15 protein-coding genes, 1 tRNA gene and 1 riboswitch are annotated in these 18,177 nt (G+C 69.9%); of the genes, 6 read left to right on the forward strand and 10 right to left on the reverse strand.

Going from position 1 to position 18,177, the window contains the following annotated elements:
- Window positions 1-83 precede the first annotated feature (83 nt).
- The 7 genes from pknB to ABT352_RS02900 form a co-directional block, all read right to left on the reverse strand.
- Entirely contained in the window at window positions 84-1,958 is a 1,875-nt protein-coding gene (gene pknB, locus ABT352_RS02870) for a Stk1 family PASTA domain-containing Ser/Thr kinase (RefSeq protein ID WP_350942008.1), read from the reverse strand.
- Between the two features lie 82 nt (window positions 1,959-2,040).
- Window positions 2,041-3,546: a serine/threonine-protein kinase gene (locus ABT352_RS02875; RefSeq protein ID WP_350942010.1), complete on the reverse strand. Its 1,506-nt coding sequence runs from the start codon at window positions 3,544-3,546 to the stop codon at window positions 2,041-2,043.
- Window positions 3,543-5,000: a peptidoglycan D,D-transpeptidase FtsI family protein gene (locus ABT352_RS02880; protein WP_350942011.1), complete on the reverse strand. Its 1,458-nt coding sequence runs from the start codon at window positions 4,998-5,000 to the stop codon at window positions 3,543-3,545. The genes ABT352_RS02875 and ABT352_RS02880 overlap by 4 nt, the downstream gene beginning before the upstream one ends.
- On the reverse strand, window positions 4,997-6,376 hold the full coding sequence (locus ABT352_RS02885; protein ID WP_350942012.1) for an FtsW/RodA/SpoVE family cell cycle protein: 1,380 nt from the start codon (window positions 6,374-6,376) through the stop codon (window positions 4,997-4,999). Before ABT352_RS02885 ends, ABT352_RS02880 begins: the two co-directional genes overlap by 4 nt.
- Window positions 6,377-6,380: 4 nt before the next feature.
- Entirely contained in the window at window positions 6,381-7,691 is a 1,311-nt protein-coding gene (locus ABT352_RS02890; protein WP_350942013.1) for a PP2C family protein-serine/threonine phosphatase, read from the reverse strand.
- On the reverse strand, window positions 7,688-8,155 hold the full coding sequence (locus tag ABT352_RS02895; RefSeq protein WP_350942014.1) for an FHA domain-containing protein FhaB/FipA: 468 nt from the start codon (window positions 8,153-8,155) through the stop codon (window positions 7,688-7,690). The genes ABT352_RS02890 and ABT352_RS02895 overlap by 4 nt, the downstream gene beginning before the upstream one ends.
- A gap of 17 nt (window positions 8,156-8,172) precedes the next feature.
- Entirely contained in the window at window positions 8,173-8,913 is a 741-nt protein-coding gene (locus tag ABT352_RS02900; RefSeq protein ID WP_350942016.1) for an FHA domain-containing protein, read from the reverse strand.
- Between the two features lie 158 nt (window positions 8,914-9,071).
- Between ABT352_RS02900 and ABT352_RS02905 the strand changes: the two genes are divergently transcribed.
- Window positions 9,072-9,154, forward strand: a tRNA-Leu gene (locus tag ABT352_RS02905).
- Window positions 9,155-9,545: 391 nt separating this feature from the next.
- On the opposite strand, the gene ABT352_RS02910 is transcribed toward ABT352_RS02905, so the two are convergent.
- The gene (locus ABT352_RS02910) at window positions 9,546-10,580 is read right to left on the reverse strand and encodes a hemolysin family protein (RefSeq protein ID WP_350942017.1); all 1,035 of its coding nucleotides are present in this window, start codon (window positions 10,578-10,580) and stop codon (window positions 9,546-9,548) included.
- Window positions 10,577-12,058, reverse strand: a complete 1,482-nt coding sequence (locus ABT352_RS02915; RefSeq protein WP_350942018.1) for a hemolysin family protein — start codon at window positions 12,056-12,058, stop codon at window positions 10,577-10,579. The genes ABT352_RS02910 and ABT352_RS02915 overlap by 4 nt, the downstream gene beginning before the upstream one ends.
- A gap of 507 nt (window positions 12,059-12,565) precedes the next feature.
- Here ABT352_RS02915 and ABT352_RS02920 point away from each other — a divergent pair.
- From ABT352_RS02920 to ABT352_RS02940, 5 genes are all read left to right on the forward strand, one after another.
- Complete coding sequence (locus ABT352_RS02920) at window positions 12,566-13,654, forward strand: LCP family protein (RefSeq protein ID WP_350942019.1); 1,089 nt, start codon at window positions 12,566-12,568, stop codon at window positions 13,652-13,654.
- A gap of 389 nt (window positions 13,655-14,043) precedes the next feature.
- Complete coding sequence (locus ABT352_RS02925; RefSeq protein ID WP_350942020.1) at window positions 14,044-14,649, forward strand: DM13 domain-containing protein; 606 nt, start codon at window positions 14,044-14,046, stop codon at window positions 14,647-14,649.
- Window positions 14,650-14,664: 15 nt separating this feature from the next.
- Window positions 14,665-15,270: a TenA family protein gene (locus tag ABT352_RS02930; protein ID WP_350942022.1), complete on the forward strand. Its 606-nt coding sequence runs from the start codon at window positions 14,665-14,667 to the stop codon at window positions 15,268-15,270.
- A gap of 236 nt (window positions 15,271-15,506) precedes the next feature.
- Window positions 15,507-15,830: a rhodanese-like domain-containing protein gene (locus tag ABT352_RS02935; protein WP_350942023.1), complete on the forward strand. Its 324-nt coding sequence runs from the start codon at window positions 15,507-15,509 to the stop codon at window positions 15,828-15,830.
- Window positions 15,831-15,893: 63 nt separating this feature from the next.
- A riboswitch (TPP riboswitch) is annotated at window positions 15,894-16,032 on the forward strand.
- Window positions 16,024-17,400, forward strand: coding sequence for a purine-cytosine permease family protein (locus ABT352_RS02940; protein WP_350942025.1), 1,377 nt, complete (start codon window positions 16,024-16,026; stop codon window positions 17,398-17,400). (Overlaps the previous riboswitch by 9 nt.)
- A gap of 107 nt (window positions 17,401-17,507) precedes the next feature.
- On the opposite strand, the gene ABT352_RS02945 is transcribed toward ABT352_RS02940, so the two are convergent.
- Window positions 17,508-18,092 (reverse strand): methylated-DNA--[protein]-cysteine S-methyltransferase, encoded by a 585-nt coding sequence (locus tag ABT352_RS02945; RefSeq protein WP_350942027.1) that lies wholly within the window; start codon window positions 18,090-18,092, stop codon window positions 17,508-17,510.
- Window positions 18,093-18,177: the final 85 nt, after the last annotated feature.

Raw genomic sequence — 18,177 nt, forward strand, 5'->3', positions numbered from 1 at the left:
CGCGCCGAGTCGGAGGACGGGAGACGACGAAGGCCCCCGCGGTCGCGAGGGCCTCCATCGGATGATCCGGTCAGGTGCTCAGATCAGAACTCGTCACTGGGCGCCTCGTCGAAGATCGTGCCCTCGTCGGGATTCGTGGGCGTCTCATCCGGCTGCTCGTCGGGAACGGTCGGCTGCTCGTCGGGGAAGGTCGGCTGCTCGGTCGGCTGGGGCGGCGCCCCGCTCGACACGATCAGCGTGATGGTCGTCCCCGGCTGATACTTGCTGCCCGCCTCGGGAGACTGGCTCAGCACGGTGCCCTTGGGCAGGTCGCTCGGCTGCTCGGAGATCTTCGCCTTGAAGCCCGCCTCCTTGAGCGCTCTCGTGGCGTCCTCGACCGTGAGGTTCACCACGGACGGGACCTCCATCGCCTCCTTGGGGACGTAGATCCGGACGGTGCTGCCCTTGTTGGCCTTCTTGCCCGCCTCGGGCACGGTCTCGAAGACGATTCCCTGCTTGCGGCTGGAGGCCTTCGTCTGCACGCTGACCTTGAAACCGGCATCCCCAAGGACCTGCTTGGCCTCCTCCGTGGTCATGTTGAGCACGGAGGGCACCTCGACCTTCTCGACGCCCTTGGAGACCTTGAGCGTCACCTCGGTGTCCTTCTCGACCTCGGCGTCGGCCGCGGGATCGGTCTCGATCACCGACCCCTTCGGGATCTCGTCGTCGTACTCCTCGACCGTCTTCACCTTCAGGCCGAGCTCGGTCAGCTTGTTGGTCGCCGCCTCCTCGGTCTGCGAGACCAGCTGCGGGATCGTCACCTTGGCCGAGGCGGTGGGATCGCCGGGCGAGCTGAGGAACTTGACGCCGACGCCGATGAAGGCACCGATGATCAGCAGCGGGACGATGATCCACGCCGCGGTCTTGACCGCGGTGTTCCCGCCGCTCTGCTGTCGGCGTCGGCCGCCCCCGCCTCCGCCGGTGCGCCCGCCGCCGCCCTCCTCGCCGTACTCGTACGGGGGGACGGCGGTGGTGCGCTGGGTGGCGGGGCCGCCGGGGCCGGGCGGCTGCATCATCGTCCGGGTGGCCGAGCCGTACTCGTTGTTGGCGCTCAGGGCCATCGTCTGGGCGTCCGTCGGAATGCCGGACATCGCCCGCTGGATGTCGGCCCGCATCTCCCCGGCGCTCTGGTAGCGGTGCGCTGGGTCCTTCGCCATCGCCTTGAGCACGATGGCGTCGGCCCACGGCGGGATGTCGGGGTCGATCTGCGACGGCGGGATCGGGTCCTCGCGCACGTGCTGGTAGGCGATCGCGACCGGGGAGTCACCGGTGAACGGCGGCTGCCCGGTCAGCAGCTCGTACAGCACGCAGCCGGTGGAGTAGAGGTCGCTGCGGGCGTCGACCCGCTCGCCCCTCGCCTGCTCCGGTGAGAGGTACTGGGCGGTCCCGATCACCTGGGCGGTCTGCGTCATGGTCGCGGCCGAGTCGGCCATCGCGCGGGCGATGCCGAAGTCCATCACCTTCACGTCGCCGTTGCGAGTGATCATGATGTTCGCGGGCTTGATGTCGCGGTGGACGATGCCGCCGCGGTGGCTGTAGTCCAGCGCCCGCAGGATCCCGTCGACCAGCTCGGCGGCGCGCTCGGGCAGCAGCCGCCGGTCGGCCCGCAGCAGGTCGCGCAGCGTGCGGCCGTCGACGTACTCCATCACGATGTAGGGCACCGGCGCGCCCTCGGAGACGTCCTCGCCGGTGTCGTAGACCGCGACGATGGACGGGTGGTTCAGTGACGCGGCCGACTGCGCCTCCCGGCGGAAGCGCGCCTGGAAGATGTGATCCCTGGCCAGGTCCGCGCGGAGGGTCTTGATGGCGACGATCCGATCCAGCCGGATGTCTCGGGCGCGATAGACCTCGGCCATGCCGCCACGCCCGACGACGCCGTCAAGCTCGTAGCGATCGCCGAGGCGTCGGGGCTGAGTCATTTCCTGCACTGTCCCTTACCGTTCATCTTGGGTGCCGGTGAGCTCTTGGGCCACCGGTGTCCATCATCGACCCGTTCCCGCATCACGTCTCCTCGTTCGGTGGCTCTGTGTCACCGGGTTCAGGAGTCGGGCTCGGTGTGGGGCTCGGTGTCACCGTCGGGCTGGGTGTCGGGCTGGGCGTCGGGCTGGGGCTGGGCGGTGGCGACGTACTCGGCCTTACGGTGGGCGTGGCCGATGTGCTTACCGTAGCCGACGGCGTGACCGAAGGGCGGGCCGAGTTCGTCGGTGAGAGCGGCGGTCTGCTCGTCGGAGACCTGGTTTCCGTCGGTCTGGCCGTCGGAGACCTGGTGGCAGGGCTCGACCGTACGACCGGCTCTCCCGGCTCGTTGTCACCGGGCCGGTTCGTCAGCTCGTGGACCGCGAGGGCGCCCAGCCCGACCGCGGCGGCACACCCCGCGACCGCCGCGACGATCACCGTCTTCCTGCGCAGGCCGCGGCGCCCGCGCACCGGAGCGGTGCCCGCCCCGTTCGCGCCCGCCCCGTTCGTGCCGGCGCCGTGACCGGGCCCGGGACCGGAACCCCCGCCCTGACCGGCCCCGGAACCCGCACCCGCTCCCGCGCCGGAACCCGCACCCGCTCCCGCACCCGCCCCGGGGCCGGACTCGGGCCGGGGAGGGACGGCGAGGGCGGAGGTGACCTCCTGAGGCCACTCGCTCGCGGGCTCCGCGCGCCAGCCCACCGGGTCGGTGAGCATGCCGAGACCGGTGGAACCGGTGGAGGTCAGCGCGTCGAGCAGCATGTCCGCCCGCTCCGACAGCTCCCTGGCACCGGCCGGGCGCCGCAGCGGGTCCTTGGCCAGGCACGCCATGACCAGCTCGCGAACCGCGGGAGGGACGCTCGACGGCAGTGGCGGCGGTGGCTCGCCGATGTGCATGAGGGCGATCGCCACCTGCGTGTCGGCGCGGAACGGCGGCCGACCGGCCAGGCACTCGTAGGCGACCACCCCGAGCGAGTAGATGTCGGTGGCGGCCGTGAGCGGCTCGCCCGACGCCTGCTCGGGGCTGACGTACTGCGCGGTGCCCATCAGGATGCCGGTCTGGGTGACCGGCACGGCCTCCAGCGCTCGCGCGATGCCGAAGTCTGTGATCTTTATCACGCCCGCCTCGGTCACCAGGAGGTTCCCGGGCTTGATGTCCCTGTGGATGATCCCCGCGCGGTGCGCGGCGTGCAGGCCCATCGCGGTCTGGCGGACCACGTCGAGGGTGATCTCCGGGCTCAGCGCGCCGTCGCGTGCCAGGATGCCGGCGAGGGACTGTCCCGGCACCAGCTCCATCACCAGGTAGGCGACACCCTCACCCTCGCCGTAGTCGAAGACCTGCGCGATGCCGGGATCGGACAGCCCGGCCGCGATGCGCGCCTCGGAGCGGAACCGCAGGCGGAAGGCCGGATCCTCCGCCACGTGCGGACGCAGCAGCTTCACGGCGACCTCACGGCCGAGGAGTTCGTCCTCGGCCCGCCACACCTCACCCATGCCGCCCGACGCGATCCGCCCCAGCGGGCGGTATCGGCCCCCGAGCAACGCGGTCATCTACCCAGCACCGCTTCCATCACGCTCTTGGCGATCGGGGCGGCGGTCTGACCACCGGAGGCGTCGCTGCCGGCGCTCCCGGACTCGACGATCAGCGCGACGGCGACCTTGGGGTCCTCGGCGGGGGCGAAGGAGATGAACCACGCGTGCGGGTCACGGCCCCTCGCGGTCTCGGCGGTGCCGGTCTTGCCGCCGACCGTCACTCCCGGGATCTGCGCCGCGCTCGCCGTGCCCTTGTTGACGACGTTGACCATCATCTCCTGAAGCTTGCGCGCGCTGTCCTCGCTCATCGCGGTGTCCAGCTCGTCGGGGTCGGCGCTCTCGATCTCGCCGCCCTCGGCGTCCGCGATCTTGTCCACCAGGTACGGCTTCATGACCACGCCGTTGTTGGCGATGCCGGCGGCGATCATGGCCATCTGCAGCGGGGTCATCTGGTTGCTGCGCTGGCCGATCGAGGCCTGGGCGAGGGCCGCCTGGTCCTCCTCGGGGCCGATGCCGCTGCCCGCGACCGGCAGCGGGATCTCGATCGGGTCGCCGCCGATGCCGAACTTGAGCGCCTGCTCGCGCAGCGCGTCGTAGCCGAGCTCCATCGCGATCTTGCCGAACGGGGTGTTGCAGGACTTCTCCAGCGCGAACGAGAGCGTCACCACCCCGGCTCCGCACGCCGCACCGCCGTAGTTGGGCAGGTCGGCGGTGGTGCCGGGCAGATCGAGACGCTGCGGGGCGTCCACCTGGGTCTCCGGCCCCACCGTGTCGTCGCTCTCCAGGTATGCGGCGGTGGTGACCACCTTGAAGGTCGAGCCGGGCGGGTAGGTGCGCTCGATGGCCCGGTTGACCAGCGGTTTGTCCTCGTCCTTGTCCAGCTTGTTGTAGGCCTTGTTGACGTCTTCCTTGCTGGGCTTGGACAGCAGGTTTGGGTCGTAGGTGGGGATCGAGACCATGGCGAGGATCGCCCCGGTCTTCGGCTCGATCGCGACCAGCGCGCCCTTCTTGCCGCTCTCGCCCAGCGCCTTGTACGCGGCCTCCTGCGCCCTGGGGTTGATCGTCAGGTCGACGTTGGCGCCCTTGGTCTGCTTGGCGGTGAACAGGTCGATGCTGCGCCGGATCAGCAGGTCGGCGCTGCTCCCGTCGAGCAGGCTGTTCTCCGCCCGCTCCATGTCGCGCTCGCTCTCCGGCGCGAAGAAGCCGGTGATGGGCGCGTAGACCTTGCCCTCGGGATAGCGCCGCTGGAAGCGGAACTCGGAGTCGCCGGTGTCGATCGACTCGGCGAGGATCTTGTCGCCCGCGGTGATGCGACCGCGCTCGACCTCGTACCGTGCGAAGAAGTTGCGCGTGTTGCGCGAGTCGTCGCGCAAATCCTCCGCCCGTACGGCCTGCAGGTAGTTCACGTTGATCATGAGCAGGCCGAACATGAGCAGGCAGGCAAAGGCGGCGCGCTTGAGGGGACCGTTCATCGCTGGAACACCTGCGTCATTCCTTCGTCCTGGATGGCCTGGGGCGGAGGCTTCCTCGCCGTATCCGACATGCGTACCAGCAGCGCGATAAGGATCCAGTTAGCCAGCAGCGCCGATCCGCCCTGGGACATGAACGGGGTGACCAGGCCGGTCAGCGGGATCAGGTTGGTCACGCCGCCCACGATGATGAAGACCTGCCAGGCGAGGATGAACGACAGGCCGCCGGCCAGCAGCTTGGAGAACGGCTCACGGGCCGCGATCGAGGTGCGCAGACCGCGCTCGACCAGCAGGGCGTAGACCATCAGCAGGGCCATCAGCCCGGTGAGGCCGAGCTCCTCGCCGGCGGCGGTGAAGATGAAGTCGGAGAAGGCGAGCGGGATCAGGTTGGGATGTCCCTGGCCGAGCCCGGTGCCGAGAACGCCGCCCTGCCCCATCGCGAACAGGCCCTGCATGAGTTGGTAACTGCCACCGAAGGTGCGGTCGTACAGCTCCGGGTTCTCCGGGTCGAGGAAGACCTCGAAGCGGGCCGCGACATGGTCGAAGATGAGCCCCGCCAGGACCGCGCCGCCGACGAAGAGCAGGATGCCGATGAGCACCCACGAGGTGCGCTGGGTGGCGATGTAGAGCATCGCGATGAACGTGCCGAAGATCAGCAGCGAGGAGCCGAGGTCCTTCTGCAGGATCAGCACGCCCAGGCTGAGGCCCCAGGTGATGAGGACCGGTCCCAGGTCGCGGGCCCTGGGCAGGTCGATGAAGAGCAGCCGCCGCCCGGCCAGGGCGAGCACGTCGCGCTTGGCGACCAGATAGCCGGCGAAGAAGATGACCAGGGCGAGCTTGGTGAACTCCGCGGGCTGGAGGGTGAAACCGGCGATGCCGATCCAGATGCGCGCGCCGTTGATCTCCTGGCCGATGAACGGCAGCAGCGGTGAGATCAGCAGGGCGAGGCCGAGGGCGCCCATGGTGTAGGTCAGACGCTGCAGCGCGCGGTGGTCGCGCAGCACGATCAGCGTCACGGAGAACATGACGACCCCGACGCCGGTCCACAGCAGCTGGCCGGTGGCCGAGGCACCCGGCATGCCGGAGGCCTCAAGGCGGTAGATGACCACCAGCCCGATGCCGTTGACCAGCGTCACCAGCGGCAGGATCAGCGGATCGGCCCAGGGGGCGAACTTCGCCAGGACCAGGTAGGCGGCGAGCATGAGACCACCCAGGCCGAGGCCGTAGGTGAGCATTCCCGATGGGATCTGGTTGTCGAGGGCCAACCCCACGTTGGCGTACGCCAGCATCACGATGGCGACCGCGAATGCGAGCATCGCCAACTGGGCCACCCGCCGTTTGGCGGGAAGCGGGACCGGCTCGGCGCTAGGGGTGCTCATGTGTCTACTGTGACCTTGTGGGTTCGGGGGCCCTGGCGGGCGCGGAGGACGCGGAGGCGCTCGGGGTCGCGGTCGGCTCTTCCTTCCGATCGGCTTTGGCCGCGGACGACTTCAGCTCTTCGATCTTCTTCAGGCCCGCTTCGACGGTGGGAACGGGGATGCCGTCGCGGACCTGACCCTGCTGGAACGCTCCGAGGGAGGTGATCGATTCCGCGGTGCTCTGGGCCACGTCGAAGAGCTCGAAGGGGCCGAGGTTGGTCTTCACGCCCTGGAAGACCACGATCTCGTTGCCCTTGGCGCCCACGAAGTACTGGTCTTCCAGCCACTGGCCGCCGAAATACCAGCCCAGGCCGCCTCCGACGACGACGACGCCGCCCACCACGGCCAGGAGCGGCCACAGCCGGCGGCGTTTGGCCGGTCGGGCCGCGGCCCTGATGATCGGCTCGTCGATGTCGTCGTCGTCTGAGATGACGGGCTGCGGCATGGTGACCGCGCTGGCGCGACCCGCGGGGGTGTCCGGCAGCTCCGACCGCGGCATGCTGGAACCCGCGGCGCCGACCACGGCCGCGTCGGTGCGCGGTACGTGGCTCTCGTCCACCTCCAGCACGTCGGCGAGGACGCAGGTGATGTTGTCGGGGCCGCCGCCACGGTTGGCCAGGTCGATGAGGGTGCGGACCACCCCCTCCGGGTCTTCGATCGTGGAGAGCGTGTGGTGCAGTGTCTCGGCGCTCACCACCCCGGACAGGCCGTCGGAGCAGAGCAGGTAGCGGTCGCCGACCTGGGCCTCGCGCAGGGACAGGTCGGGGTCGACCTCACCGCTGCCGTCGAGCGCCCGCAGCAGGATCGACCGCTGTGGATGGGTGGCGGCCTCGTCCTGGGTGATGCGGCCGTCGTCCACCAGTGACTGCACGAGGGTGTGATCGTGCGTGATCTGGTAGAGCTCCCCGGCGCGCAGCAGGTAGGCACGTGAGTCGCCGACGTGGACCAGGGCGACCCTCGTCCCCGACCAGAGCATGGCGGTGAGGGTGGTGCCCATGCCCTTGAGGCTGGGATCGCGCCCCACCATCTCGTGCAGCTTGCGGTTGGCGTCGCGTACCGCGGCCTCGATGGCGCTGAGCAGGTCACCCCCTTGGGCGTCCACGTCGAGCGAGGACATCGCGGCGATGGCGACCGAGCTGGCCACCTCGCCGTGTGCGTGGCCGCCCATGCCGTCCGCGACGGCGAGCAGGCGGCCGCTGGCGTAGGCGGAGTCCTCGTTGCCTTCGCGGAGGAGGCCGACGTCGGAGCGGGCGGCGTAACGGAGTGCGATGGTCATTTGCGCAATTCGATGACGGTCTTACCGATGCGGATCGGAACACCGAGCGGCACCGGAGTCGGACGGGTGACTTTGGAGCGGTCGAGATACGTGCCGTTGGTCGAGCCGAGATCTTCCACGATCCACTGACCGTCCTGGGGAAAGAGCCGGGCGTGCCGGCTGGAGGCGTAGTCGTCGCTGACTACCAGCGTCGCGTCGTTCGCCCGGCCGATGGTGATGGGCGTCTCCGAGAGGGTAATGGTGGTGCCTTGGAGGGGGCCACCGGTAACGATCATCTCCCGTGGCTCCCCCTTCCTGGATTTGGCCGCGGGCTTCACCGGCTTGGGGGCCTTGCGCGCGGGGACGGCGGCGGCCGTGCGTGATCCGAACAAGTCTGTCCGGATCACACCGACCGCGGCAATCACGAAGAACCACAGCACCGCGAGGAAGGCGAGCCGGATCAGCAGCAGCGTGAGCTCGGACATGGACCGTCTGTTTACCTTTAATCGCGCCGGAAAACCAGAGTCGTTCGCCCCAGCGTCACACGAGTGCCGTTCTGGAGCTCGACCCGGCGAACCGGCTGGCCGTTGACGAAGGTGCCGTTCGTGGAGCCGAGGTCGACGAGCGCGACCAGGGGGCCCTCCACTCGCAGCTCGGCGTGGTGCCGGGACACACCCGGGTCGACCAGCCGTAGATCGCAGTCGGTGCCCCTGCCGAGCAGGGTCACCGGTGTTGTCAGGTCGAAGGACCGCTGGCCCTGCGGGTCGTCCTGGGTGGAGACCAGCAGGCGGGGGCGGCCCCCGAAGGCGTGCGACCGTGCGGGGGGCACGTCGCTCACCGGGGTTCGGATCTCGTCCTGCTCGACCGTCGCCCCGCGGATCACGCCCGAACGGATGCGGAACAGGCCGACCGCGAGGTCGTCGGCCGTCTCGAAGCGGACCCTGACCGGTCCCACGAAGGAGTAGCCCTGTTCCTTGGCGTACTCCCTGGCGAGGTTGGCCAGCTCGTGGCTGATGCTGTCGGAGTAAACCTCCAACCGCTCGCTGTCGGTCGTGGACAGTTCGACCACGAAGTCGTTGGGCACGAGAGTGCGGCCCTGGGCGACGATCGCCGCCCGCTCGTCCATTTCCCGTTGGACCGCACTGGCGACCTCTACCGGCTGAAGGTCAGATTTGAACGCCCGCGCAAAGGCCCCCTCGACCAAGCCTTCGAGCCTCCGCTCGAAACGCTGAAGGACTCCCATCGGGTACCTCCCCTCCTCCGTCTATCTGGTCACGGCCGCTTGGGGGCTCGTTCCTCGCTCTCTCGCACCCAGCTGCTCCGCTTCCGCATCTAGGAGGATCGTATCCGGGTTCATGGGTACCGGCTGATTCGTGCTAATGTTTCGACCGCACCCAACAAGGGCGGGTGGCGGAACGGCAGACGCGCACGGTTCAGGTCCGTGTGTCCGAAAGGACGTGAGGGTTCAAATCCCTCCTCGCCCACAAGATCACTACCCCGGTCATGCGAGCATCGCGACCGGGGTCTTGTCGTTTTCCGGGAAACCGCGTATTCATCTGAGCCGTCCGTAAGGTCTCGTGCCGGACCGAGTGGATCATCGATCAAGATAGTCGCTCGCTCCGTTATAGAGAAGTCTCAGGGGTTACGCATGGGTCTTGTGGTTTTTGGCCCACTACGGCATGCCTCACCCTTCTACCCTGCCGTGCTTGCTGATCACTTTCGGATGACTTGCAGGGGTTCGCCGGTGTCCGGATTACGCTGACAGAGAACGCGGGCCGGGGAAAGAATCTTTCCCCGGCCCGCGCCGTCTCCCGCCCACTCCGAGACCGATCCCGACGGTCCCCGCCGACCGGCGGGTCGCGAGTCGGCGAGTCGCTAGCGGGTCGCGAGCACCCGCACGTCCAGGACCTCGCCGAGCAGGTCCGTGAGGCTCACCATGCCGACCACCTCGCCGCCGTTCTCCGTGACCAGGCCCAGGTGCGCGTGGGCGTCCTGGAGTGTGGAGACCGCGTCGGGGATCGTGGTGGCCTTGTCCAGGCGGGGCACCGGGCGGGCGAGCTCGGCGGGGCTCGCCTCCGGCCGGACGAGGATGTCCCTGACGTGCACCACGCCCAGGACGTCGCCCGGCCTGCCGGAGGTGACCAGCATGCGCAGGTGCCCGTCGCGTGCGGCGACCTGGCGCATCTGCTCGCTCGTCGCGTCGTCGGGCACCGAGGTGGTCTTCTCCAGCGGCAGCATCAGTCGCTCCACCGGCTGCTGGTGAACCCGCAGGGCCCGGGTGAGCAGGTCGTGCTCGTCGCGGTCGAGCAGGCCCATCCGGCCCGACTCGCCGACCAGCATCGCCAGCTGGACCGGGGTCCTGGTGGTGGCCAGCTCGTCCTTGGGATCCACCCCGAACAGCCTCAGGATCCCGTTCGTCAGGCCGTTGAGCGTGGCGAGCACCGGCCTCATGAGCCAGGTGAAGCCGCGGAACGGCATGGCCAGCCCCATCGCCGCGGTCTCCGGGTGGGTGAGCGCCCACGACTTGGGGGCCATCTCGCCGATCACCATGTGCAGGAAGGTGACGAACGCCAGCGCGATCACGAGCGAGACCGCGACCCGCAGCGACTCGGGCAGGCCGACCGCGCCGAAGACCGGCTCCAGCAGGTGCTCGATGGCCGGCTCCGTCACCATGCCGAGGCCGAGCGAGCACAGCGTGATGCCCAGCTGGGCTCCGGCCAGCATCAGGGAGAGCTCCCTGCTGCCGCGCACGGCGGCGCGGGCGGCGAGCCGGGTGAACCGGCCGCCCTTGCCCGCCATCTCCTCCAGGCGGTGCCTGCGGGCCGAGATCACCGCGAACTCGGCGGCGACGAAGAAGGCGTTGCCGATCAGCAGGGCCACGCCGAGCAGGAGGGCGGAGACGGTGCTCATCGCCGCCTCACCCCGCTCCGCTCGATCATGGGCGGCTCGGGGCCACGCTGGATCATCCGCGGCGCGTTCATCTCCGGCTCTTCCTCGTCCCCGGTCTTCCCGGGTCTCGTCTCCGTGTCCTGGTCGCCATCGGTCTCCCGTGGCGCGTTGAGCGACAGCCGAACCCACTCGGGGACCCTGCGGTGCACGGAGAGCACCGTGAGCACCGCCTCCTCCTCGTCGACGTCGTCGCTCTCCAGCGGATCGTGCCGCGGCGTCAGCGTGACGGTCGCCTCGTCACCGGGTTCGGTCATCCGGCCGAGGGTGGCGAGCACCAGGCCCGCGACGGTGTCGTAGTCGTCGCTCTCGGGGAGCTGCAGCCCGATGGCCCGTTCGATCTCGTCCAGCCGGAGCGTGCCCGGGAGGTCCCAGGTGCCCTCCTCGCCCACGACGACCCCCGCGGGCTCCGGGTCGTTCTCGTCGATGAGCTCGCCGAAGAGCTCCTCGGCGAGGTCCTCGATGGTGACCACGCCGGCCAGGCCGCCGTACTCGTCGATGACGCACGCCAGGTCGTCGCGGGCGGCGCGCATGCGCTCCAGGACGAGAGGCAGCGGTGACGAGGTGGGCACCAGGAGCGCGGGACGGGTGATCTTCTCCAGCCTGCCGTCGGTCAGCCCCGACTTGAGCAGCTCGCGTACGCCGGTGACGCCGACCACGTCGTCGCCGTTCTGGTCGCAGAGCACCGGGTAGCGGGAGTGACCGTGCCTGCGGACCGCGTCGACCAGGTCGGAGATCGGCCGGTCGTCCCTGAGCAGCACCAGGCGGGGGCGCGGCACCATCACGTCCTCCGCGGTGCGGTCACCGAACTCCAAAGCCCGCTCCAGCAGCTCCGACAGCCTTGGCGGCAGGTCACCCGCCGTGGCGGACTCGGAGATGATCCGCGACAGCTCCTCGGGGCTCGCGCCGTGCTCGATCTCCTCCACCGGCTCCACGCCGACCCGGCGCAGCAGGCCGGTGGCGGCGGAGTCGAACAGCCGGACGACCGGTCCGGCGATCCGCAGGTAGATCAACGTCGAGCGGGCGAGGAACTTCGCCACGGGCTCGGGACGGGCGATGCCCAGGTTCTTGGGGGCCAGCTCGCCGAAGACCATCTGGATCACCGTGGCGATCGTGACGGCGAGCGCCACGGCGATGCCGGGCACGGCCCCCGACGGCACTCCCGCGTTCTCCAGCCAGGGACGGACGACCGTGGCGATGGCGGGTTCGGAGAGGAAGCCGACGAGCAGGGCGGTCACGGTGATGCCGAGCTGCGCGCCCGACAGCATGAACGACAGCCGTTTCGTCACCTCCAGCGCCCGTGCCGCGGCCGCGTCGCCGGAGTCGGCCTGCTCGCGCAGCACACCCCGGTCCGCCGCGACGAAGGCGAACTCCTGTGCGACGAAGTAACCGGTGGCGAAGGTCAGGAGGAGGATGGCCAGAAGGCCCAAAGCCGTGTTCACCGGGCGACTCTCCCGGTTGGTTCAGTGGTGCCCGTGCGTTCGCACGGGCAGATACTCCACGGGTCCGGAGTGGACACGATCATCCTTTCGAGCAGAGGTAGTCCTCTACCGTAACGATCCGGGTGGGGGTCAATGTTTCCGGATCGGCCGACGATCGCATTGTCGGTCGCTAACCACCTGTCTGAGTACTTTTACATAGGGAAACCTTGGCCGTCTCGCGGCAGGTTCCTGAGCCACGACGTAGCGTCGATAATGACGTTTTCACCATGAGATCGAGAAGTGGCGGGACAAGACGTGGCTGACAGGCCCGAAGACGACGATCGCACCCGCGCGTTGCGATCGCCCACGCCGGGGCCCGTGCCGTCGAGAGCGGCCGGGCAGCCCGCCTACCCCTCGCCTGGCGGCCCGGGGGCGCCCGTCCGGGGGGCGTCGGCCTCCTCACGGGAGACGCCCGTCCGACAGGAGGCGTCCGCGCGCGAGGTGCCGCCCTCCCGGGGAGGCGGGCGAGTGTACGGCAAGGCCAGATCGGGTTCCGGCCCGGTCAGGCCGCTGAACGCCCCCTCGGCCCAGCCGGGGGGCTCGGGCGGAGGCTCCGGCGGCCAGGGCGGCGGGTTCGCGTCGCGCATGCCCGCCTGGCGGCCGAAGCGCCCCGGCAGGCTCGCCGTGCGGATCCTCGCCGGACTGGTCGTCGTGCTGCTCATCCTGGTCGTCGTCGGGTATTTCACGGTCAACTCGCGGCTGACCCGGGTCGAGGCGCTCACCGACTACGAGGGCCGTCCCGCCGACACTCCCGGCACCAACTGGCTGCTGGTCGGCTCCGACAGCCGCGAGGGCCTGACCGCGGCCCAGCGCAAGAAGCTCGCCACGGGCAAGGCGGTGGGTCGCAGGACCGACACGATGATGCTGCTGCACATCCCCGAGGGCGACGACCGCCCGACCCTGGTCAGCCTCCCGCGTGACTCGTACGTGCCGATCGACGGCCACGGCAGCAACAAGCTCAACGCCGCCTACGCCTTCAAGGGCGGCCAGCAGTTGCTTCCCAAGACCGTGGAGCAGGTCACCGGGCTGCGCATCGACCACTACATGGAGATCGGCTTCGGCGGTTTCGTGGGGATCGTGGACGCCATCGGCGGGGTCGAGATCAACGTCAAGCAGGCGATCAAGGATCCCAAGGCGGGGATCAACCTGAAGAAGGGCCTGCAGACCATGGACGGCGGGACGGCCCTCGGCTACGTCCGCACCCGCGCCACCGGCGCGATCCCCGACCTCGACAGGACCCAGCGCCAGCGCCAGTTCTTCTCCGCGGTGGTGAAGAAGGCGGCGAGCCCCGGCGTCCTGATCAACCCCTTCACCTCCGTCCCGCTCGCGCTGAGCGCGGCCGACTCGGTGACCGTCGGCGAGGAGACCGGCGCGTTCGACCTGCTCTCCCTCGGCCTCGCCATGGGCGGCGACCCGATCACCACGGTCGTTCCCATCGGCTCACTGCCCACCATCGACGGCCAGGCCGTCGTCAAGTGGGACCGGGAGAAGGCCCTGCGCATGTTCGAGGCCCTCGCCCAGGACAAGCCCGTCCCCAAGGACGCCCTCGGCAAGTGACCTTCTCCCCGGCCTTCCGACTCCCCGGCCTTCCGACTCCCCGGCCTTCCGAGGGCCTCGGCCCAGCTCGTTTTCGATCTTCGCGACCCGCTCGTCCCGTACCGGACAACGGCGCCGGAGGCCGAACGGAGGCGACCGGGCCGCGTCCTTCGGAGACCGGGGAGTCCCGTCGTGTCACGCGGGAGCGGGGTGAGGCGTCGAGGGGCGGCGGGGTCGAGGCGGTCGGCGCCGTCGTGTCACGCGGGAGCGGGGCGAGGACTTCGCGGTCGTAAGCAGTCCGTAATCGATCGAGGGCGGCGCCGCGGATAGCGTCGGCGTCGAGGCCGGAGGGACATCTCGGCTTTCTCCTCGTGGCCGGAAGCCGCGGGACCCGACGCCGGAGGTATCCCATGAGAGTCAAGAGGTTGCTCCGACACCCCGTCACCTGGGGCGTCCTGGCGTTGGGCGCCGTCGCGCTCGGTGTCGCGCTGTACCTGTTCCAGCCGTGGCGCCTGTTCACCGTCGTCGAGGTGAACGAGGCGCTGCCCGTGGCGACCGCGCCACCCGGAGCCGAGGCCGCCCCGCAGGGCGAGCCTTCCGAGCCCTCGACGTCTTCCGCGTCCTCGGAGTCCTCGGAGCCCTCCGAATCCCCTGCGCCCGCTCGAGAGCCGAAGACCCTGTCCAAGGGCACGTTCATCTCCCACGAGCACAAGACCGAGGGCAGGGCGAGGGTGCTGGAGCTGCCCGACGGGAGCCGGGTCCTGCGGATCGAGGACCTGAACACCTCCGATGGGCCTGACCTGCGGGTCTGGCTCAGTGACCAGCCCGTCAAGGAGGGCACCGCGGGATGGTTCAACCTGGACGACGGCAAGCACCTCGAACTCGGCGACCTGAAGGGAAACAGGGGCAACGCCAACTACGCCATTCCCGCCGGAGCCGACCTCGACAGCCTGAAGTCCGTCACCATCTGGTGCAAGCGCTTCAGCGTCTCCTTCGGCGCCGCCTCCCTGACCTGACACAATCTCCGACCCATGAGGGTTTCTGAGGAACTGCACGCGATCGGCCGCCCGCTCGTCGAGGCGCAGCTCGCCCACCCGACGGTGGTGGGCATCGCACGGGGAGACCTGCCGGAGCCGGTGTTCCGGTCGTGGCTGGAGCAGGACTACCTGTTCCTGCTCGACTACGTCCGTGTCTTCTCGCGGCTCGCCTGGCAGGCTCCGGACGGGCATCTGGGCGACCTGGTGGACCTGGCGCACGCCACCTTCCACGAGGAGCTGAGCCTGCACCGGTCGCTGTCGGCCGAGTTCGACGCCGACCTCGGCGGCGCGAGGAAGGGGCCGGCCTGCGCGGCGTACACCTCCTTCCTGCTCGACTCCGCGGCCGTCTACGCCGACGGTCTGGCCGCGCTCTACCCCTGCATGTGGGGCTACTCCACGCTCGGCCGCGTCCTGGCGGAGAACCCGCCCGAGGAGCCCCGCTACCGCGCCTGGGTGGACACCTACGCGCACCCCGCCTTCGCCGAGCTGACCGAGCGCATCGCGGTGATGATCGACGAGGTGGCGCCGGACCCCGGCAGGGCGGGGAGGCTGTTCGCTGAGGGGATGGCTCACGAACTCGCCTTCTGGGACGTGCCCTGACAGCGGGACGTGGGTGAACGTCTCCGGCGGCCGGGTCCCTCCGCCGGATCATCCGTTCTCCGTGAGGCGCTCCCGGCCGCCCTCGGCGAACGGCTTCCCCGCCCTGCCGGAGACGGATGATCAGGCAGGCCGGATGTCCCTAATTAGCCTGCTATCAGGGGAAATTGGAGGTCCGGATGAGGGCATCCGAGCGGCTTCGTGCCCCATCCGGTGGGGGACGTTGGAACAATGAGCGCATGAGTGTTCCTGAAGTTGAGGTGCAGGCCGTGCCGGAAGACGCGTTCCTGCTCGACGTACGCGAGAACGACGAGTGGCGTGCCGGGCACGCGCCCGGTGCCGTCCACATCCCCCTGGGCGAGCTGCAGGCGCGGGTCGACGAGGTGCCCAAGGACACACCCGTCTACGTGGTCTGCCGGGTCGGCGGCCGTTCCGCGAACGCCGCCGCCTGGCTCAACCACGTCGGCTGGGACGCGATCAACGTCGGCGGCGGCATGCGGTCCTGGGACGGCGCGGGACGCCCGATGGTCGCCGAGAGCGGCCAGGACCCCTTCGTCGCCTGAGCCGTACGCACCGGGCGAGGGGGAGCCCTTGCTAGGAAAGGAATGAATGGCATAATCGGGGCGAATGTCTACCGCGGGAGCTCGGGCGTAACCGGGCTGAGAGGGCGGAATCACGCAGAGGGTCTCGAACCCTCCGACGCGCCGCCGACCGCATGAACCTGTCCGGGTAATGCCGGCGTAGGGAGTGTGCGTGATGACGTCTGCCGCCGTTGATTCCACCAAGGGCCCCGGCGATCCCGGGGACTCAGGGGCGGTCGAGGCGCCCCTCACGCTCGGCGAGGCTCCTCCCAAGGCCCTCGGCGTGCTCGACCAGGGCGCGCTCTGGGCCAACCTGGGAGTCAGCCTGCTCGGGTTCTCCGGTGCGATCGCCCTGATCAACCCGCTCGGGGACCGGCCGCTGAGCTTCGTGGCCGCGATCCTGGCCGCCGTCGTGGGCAGCGTCATCGGTACCGCGATGGTCGGCCTGGCCGCGATTCCCGGGCAGCGGACCGGCGCTCCGGCGATGGTCCTGCTGCGCGGCCTCTTCGGGGCCAGGCTCTCCTACCTGCCGACCGTGCTGAACATCATCCAGATGCTGGGCTGGGGGGCCTTCGAGCTGTGGGTGATCGCCCAGGGCGCCCAGGCCATCGCCGGGTCCTTCGGTGTCGAGGTGCCCTACGCGGTCTGGGTGGTCGTCGCGGGGGTGATCACCACCGCGCTCACCATCCGGCCGCTGGGAGCGGTCCGCCTGCTCCGCAGGTACGTCACCGCCGGTGTGGTGATCTCGATGATCTGGTTCACGATCGCGCTCTTCCAGCGGGGACCGGCGATCGGCGGCGGATCCTGGGAGGCGTTCGCCCCCGCGGTCGACTACGTGATCGCGCTGTCGGTCTCGTGGGTGCCGGTCGCGGCGGACTTCGCCCGCTTCTCCCGCTCCGGCAGGGCCGCGTTCACCGGGGTCGTCGGCGGCTACACGATCGCCCAGGTGGCCTGCCTCGTCCTCGGCATCGCGGCGCTCGCACTGGTCGGCAACGACCCGAACCAGGTCTGGGACCCCTTCGTCGCCGCGGCGCTCGGCCCGCTGTTCTTCGGCATCCTGGTGCTGCGTGAGACCGACCAGTCGTTCGTGAACGTCTACTCCACCGCGATGTCGCTGCAGAACCTGCTGCCCAGGCTGGACCGCCGGATCATCTCCGTCGCCATCGGCGTGCTGGTCACCCTGCTCGCGATCTTCGTCAACGCCGAGACCTACACCGGCTTCCTCGGCCTCATCGGAGCGGTCTTCGTGCCGATGTTCGCGGTGCTCGCCGCGGACTACTTCCTGCTCGGCGGCGCCGATCGCTGGGACACCTCGGAGACCGCGCCCTCGCGCCCGCTCATGGTGGTCGCGTGGGTGCTGGGCTTCGTGACGTGGTGGATGCTCGCCGCACTGCCGACCGCTCCGGAGGTCGCGTGGTGGACCTCGTTCTGGAACGGCGTCCGCGACGCGCTCGGCTTCGTCCCGCAGCCGTGGATGAGCGCGTCCGTCGGCGCGTTCCTCGTCGCGGGCCTCGCCACCCTGGCCCTCGGCGCGCTCCGGCGCCGCTCCTGACCGTGCCGCCCGTACGGTTTCCGGTCGGTGGCGTACGAGGGCGTACGGCTTCCTGTCGCACGGGAGCGTACGCCTTCGGCCGGGCGGGGAGGGACGGGCGAGGCGGTCTACGCGCCGCCGGGCGCGCGGGCCGTGGCGGTGGACTCGATGCGCAGCAGGCGTTCCTTGGCGGCGGCCCCTCCGGCGTACCCGCCCAGAACGGCCTCGCTCTCGACGACCCGGTGGCACGGCACGATGACGCACACCGGGTTGCTGCCCAGCGCGTTGCCGACCGCGCGCAGCGCCCGCGGCCTGCCGATCCGCTCGGCGATCTCGCGGTAGGTCGTCACCGTCCCGTACGGCACCGCGAGCATCATCTGCAGGACGGTCCTGGAGAACTGGGTCGCCAGGCGCAGGTCGACCGGTGTGGTGAAGGCGCGGAGCCTGGCGGAGAAGTAGGCGTCCAGCTCCCGGCGGACGGGATCGAGCCGCCGGGCGTCCGGCCCGATGAACGTGCCGACCTCCCTGCTGATCCGTTCGAAGACGACGTTCTCGTCCTCGTAGCTGCAGGCCACCACACCCCTGCCCGTCACCGCGAGGGTGAGACGCCCCAGCGGGCCGTCGAGCGTGCCGAACGCGATGTCGGGATGGCTCGTGCCGACGTAGTCGGGCGAGGTCACCCGTAGCAATGCATCGATGTCGCCGGATGACATGGCCCCACCCTTTCGTATCCAGGTGTGTGGTGACCGCAGAGTATCGGACGGATCGCCCGGCCAGTGGCAACACGTGCGGGACGAA

Origin of the sequence: Streptosporangium sp. NPDC000563 (assembly GCF_040299985.1) — a bacterium.
In the GTDB taxonomy this organism is placed as follows: domain Bacteria; phylum Actinomycetota; class Actinomycetes; order Streptosporangiales; family Streptosporangiaceae; genus Streptosporangium.

Coding starts and splice junctions, on each gene's coding strand:
- pknB (WP_350942008.1), bottom strand. CDS start 1,958: ATGACTCAGCCCCGACGCCTCGGCGATCGCTACGAGCTTGACGGCGTC.
- ABT352_RS02875 (WP_350942010.1), bottom strand. CDS start 3,546: ATGACCGCGTTGCTCGGGGGCCGATACCGCCCGCTGGGGCGGATCGCG.
- ABT352_RS02880 (WP_350942011.1), bottom strand. CDS start 5,000: ATGAACGGTCCCCTCAAGCGCGCCGCCTTTGCCTGCCTGCTCATGTTC.
- ABT352_RS02885 (WP_350942012.1), bottom strand. CDS start 6,376: ATGAGCACCCCTAGCGCCGAGCCGGTCCCGCTTCCCGCCAAACGGCGG.
- ABT352_RS02890 (WP_350942013.1), bottom strand. CDS start 7,691: ATGACCATCGCACTCCGTTACGCCGCCCGCTCCGACGTCGGCCTCCTC.
- ABT352_RS02895 (WP_350942014.1), bottom strand. CDS start 8,155: ATGTCCGAGCTCACGCTGCTGCTGATCCGGCTCGCCTTCCTCGCGGTG.
- ABT352_RS02900 (WP_350942016.1), bottom strand. CDS start 8,913: ATGGGAGTCCTTCAGCGTTTCGAGCGGAGGCTCGAAGGCTTGGTCGAG.
- ABT352_RS02910 (WP_350942017.1), bottom strand. CDS start 10,580: ATGAGCACCGTCTCCGCCCTCCTGCTCGGCGTGGCCCTGCTGATCGGC.
- ABT352_RS02925 (WP_350942020.1), top strand. CDS start 14,044: ATGAGAGTCAAGAGGTTGCTCCGACACCCCGTCACCTGGGGCGTCCTG.
- ABT352_RS02930 (WP_350942022.1), top strand. CDS start 14,665: ATGAGGGTTTCTGAGGAACTGCACGCGATCGGCCGCCCGCTCGTCGAG.
- ABT352_RS02935 (WP_350942023.1), top strand. CDS start 15,507: ATGAGTGTTCCTGAAGTTGAGGTGCAGGCCGTGCCGGAAGACGCGTTC.
- ABT352_RS02940 (WP_350942025.1), top strand. CDS start 16,024: ATGACGTCTGCCGCCGTTGATTCCACCAAGGGCCCCGGCGATCCCGGG.
- ABT352_RS02945 (WP_350942027.1), bottom strand. CDS start 18,092: ATGTCATCCGGCGACATCGATGCATTGCTACGGGTGACCTCGCCCGAC.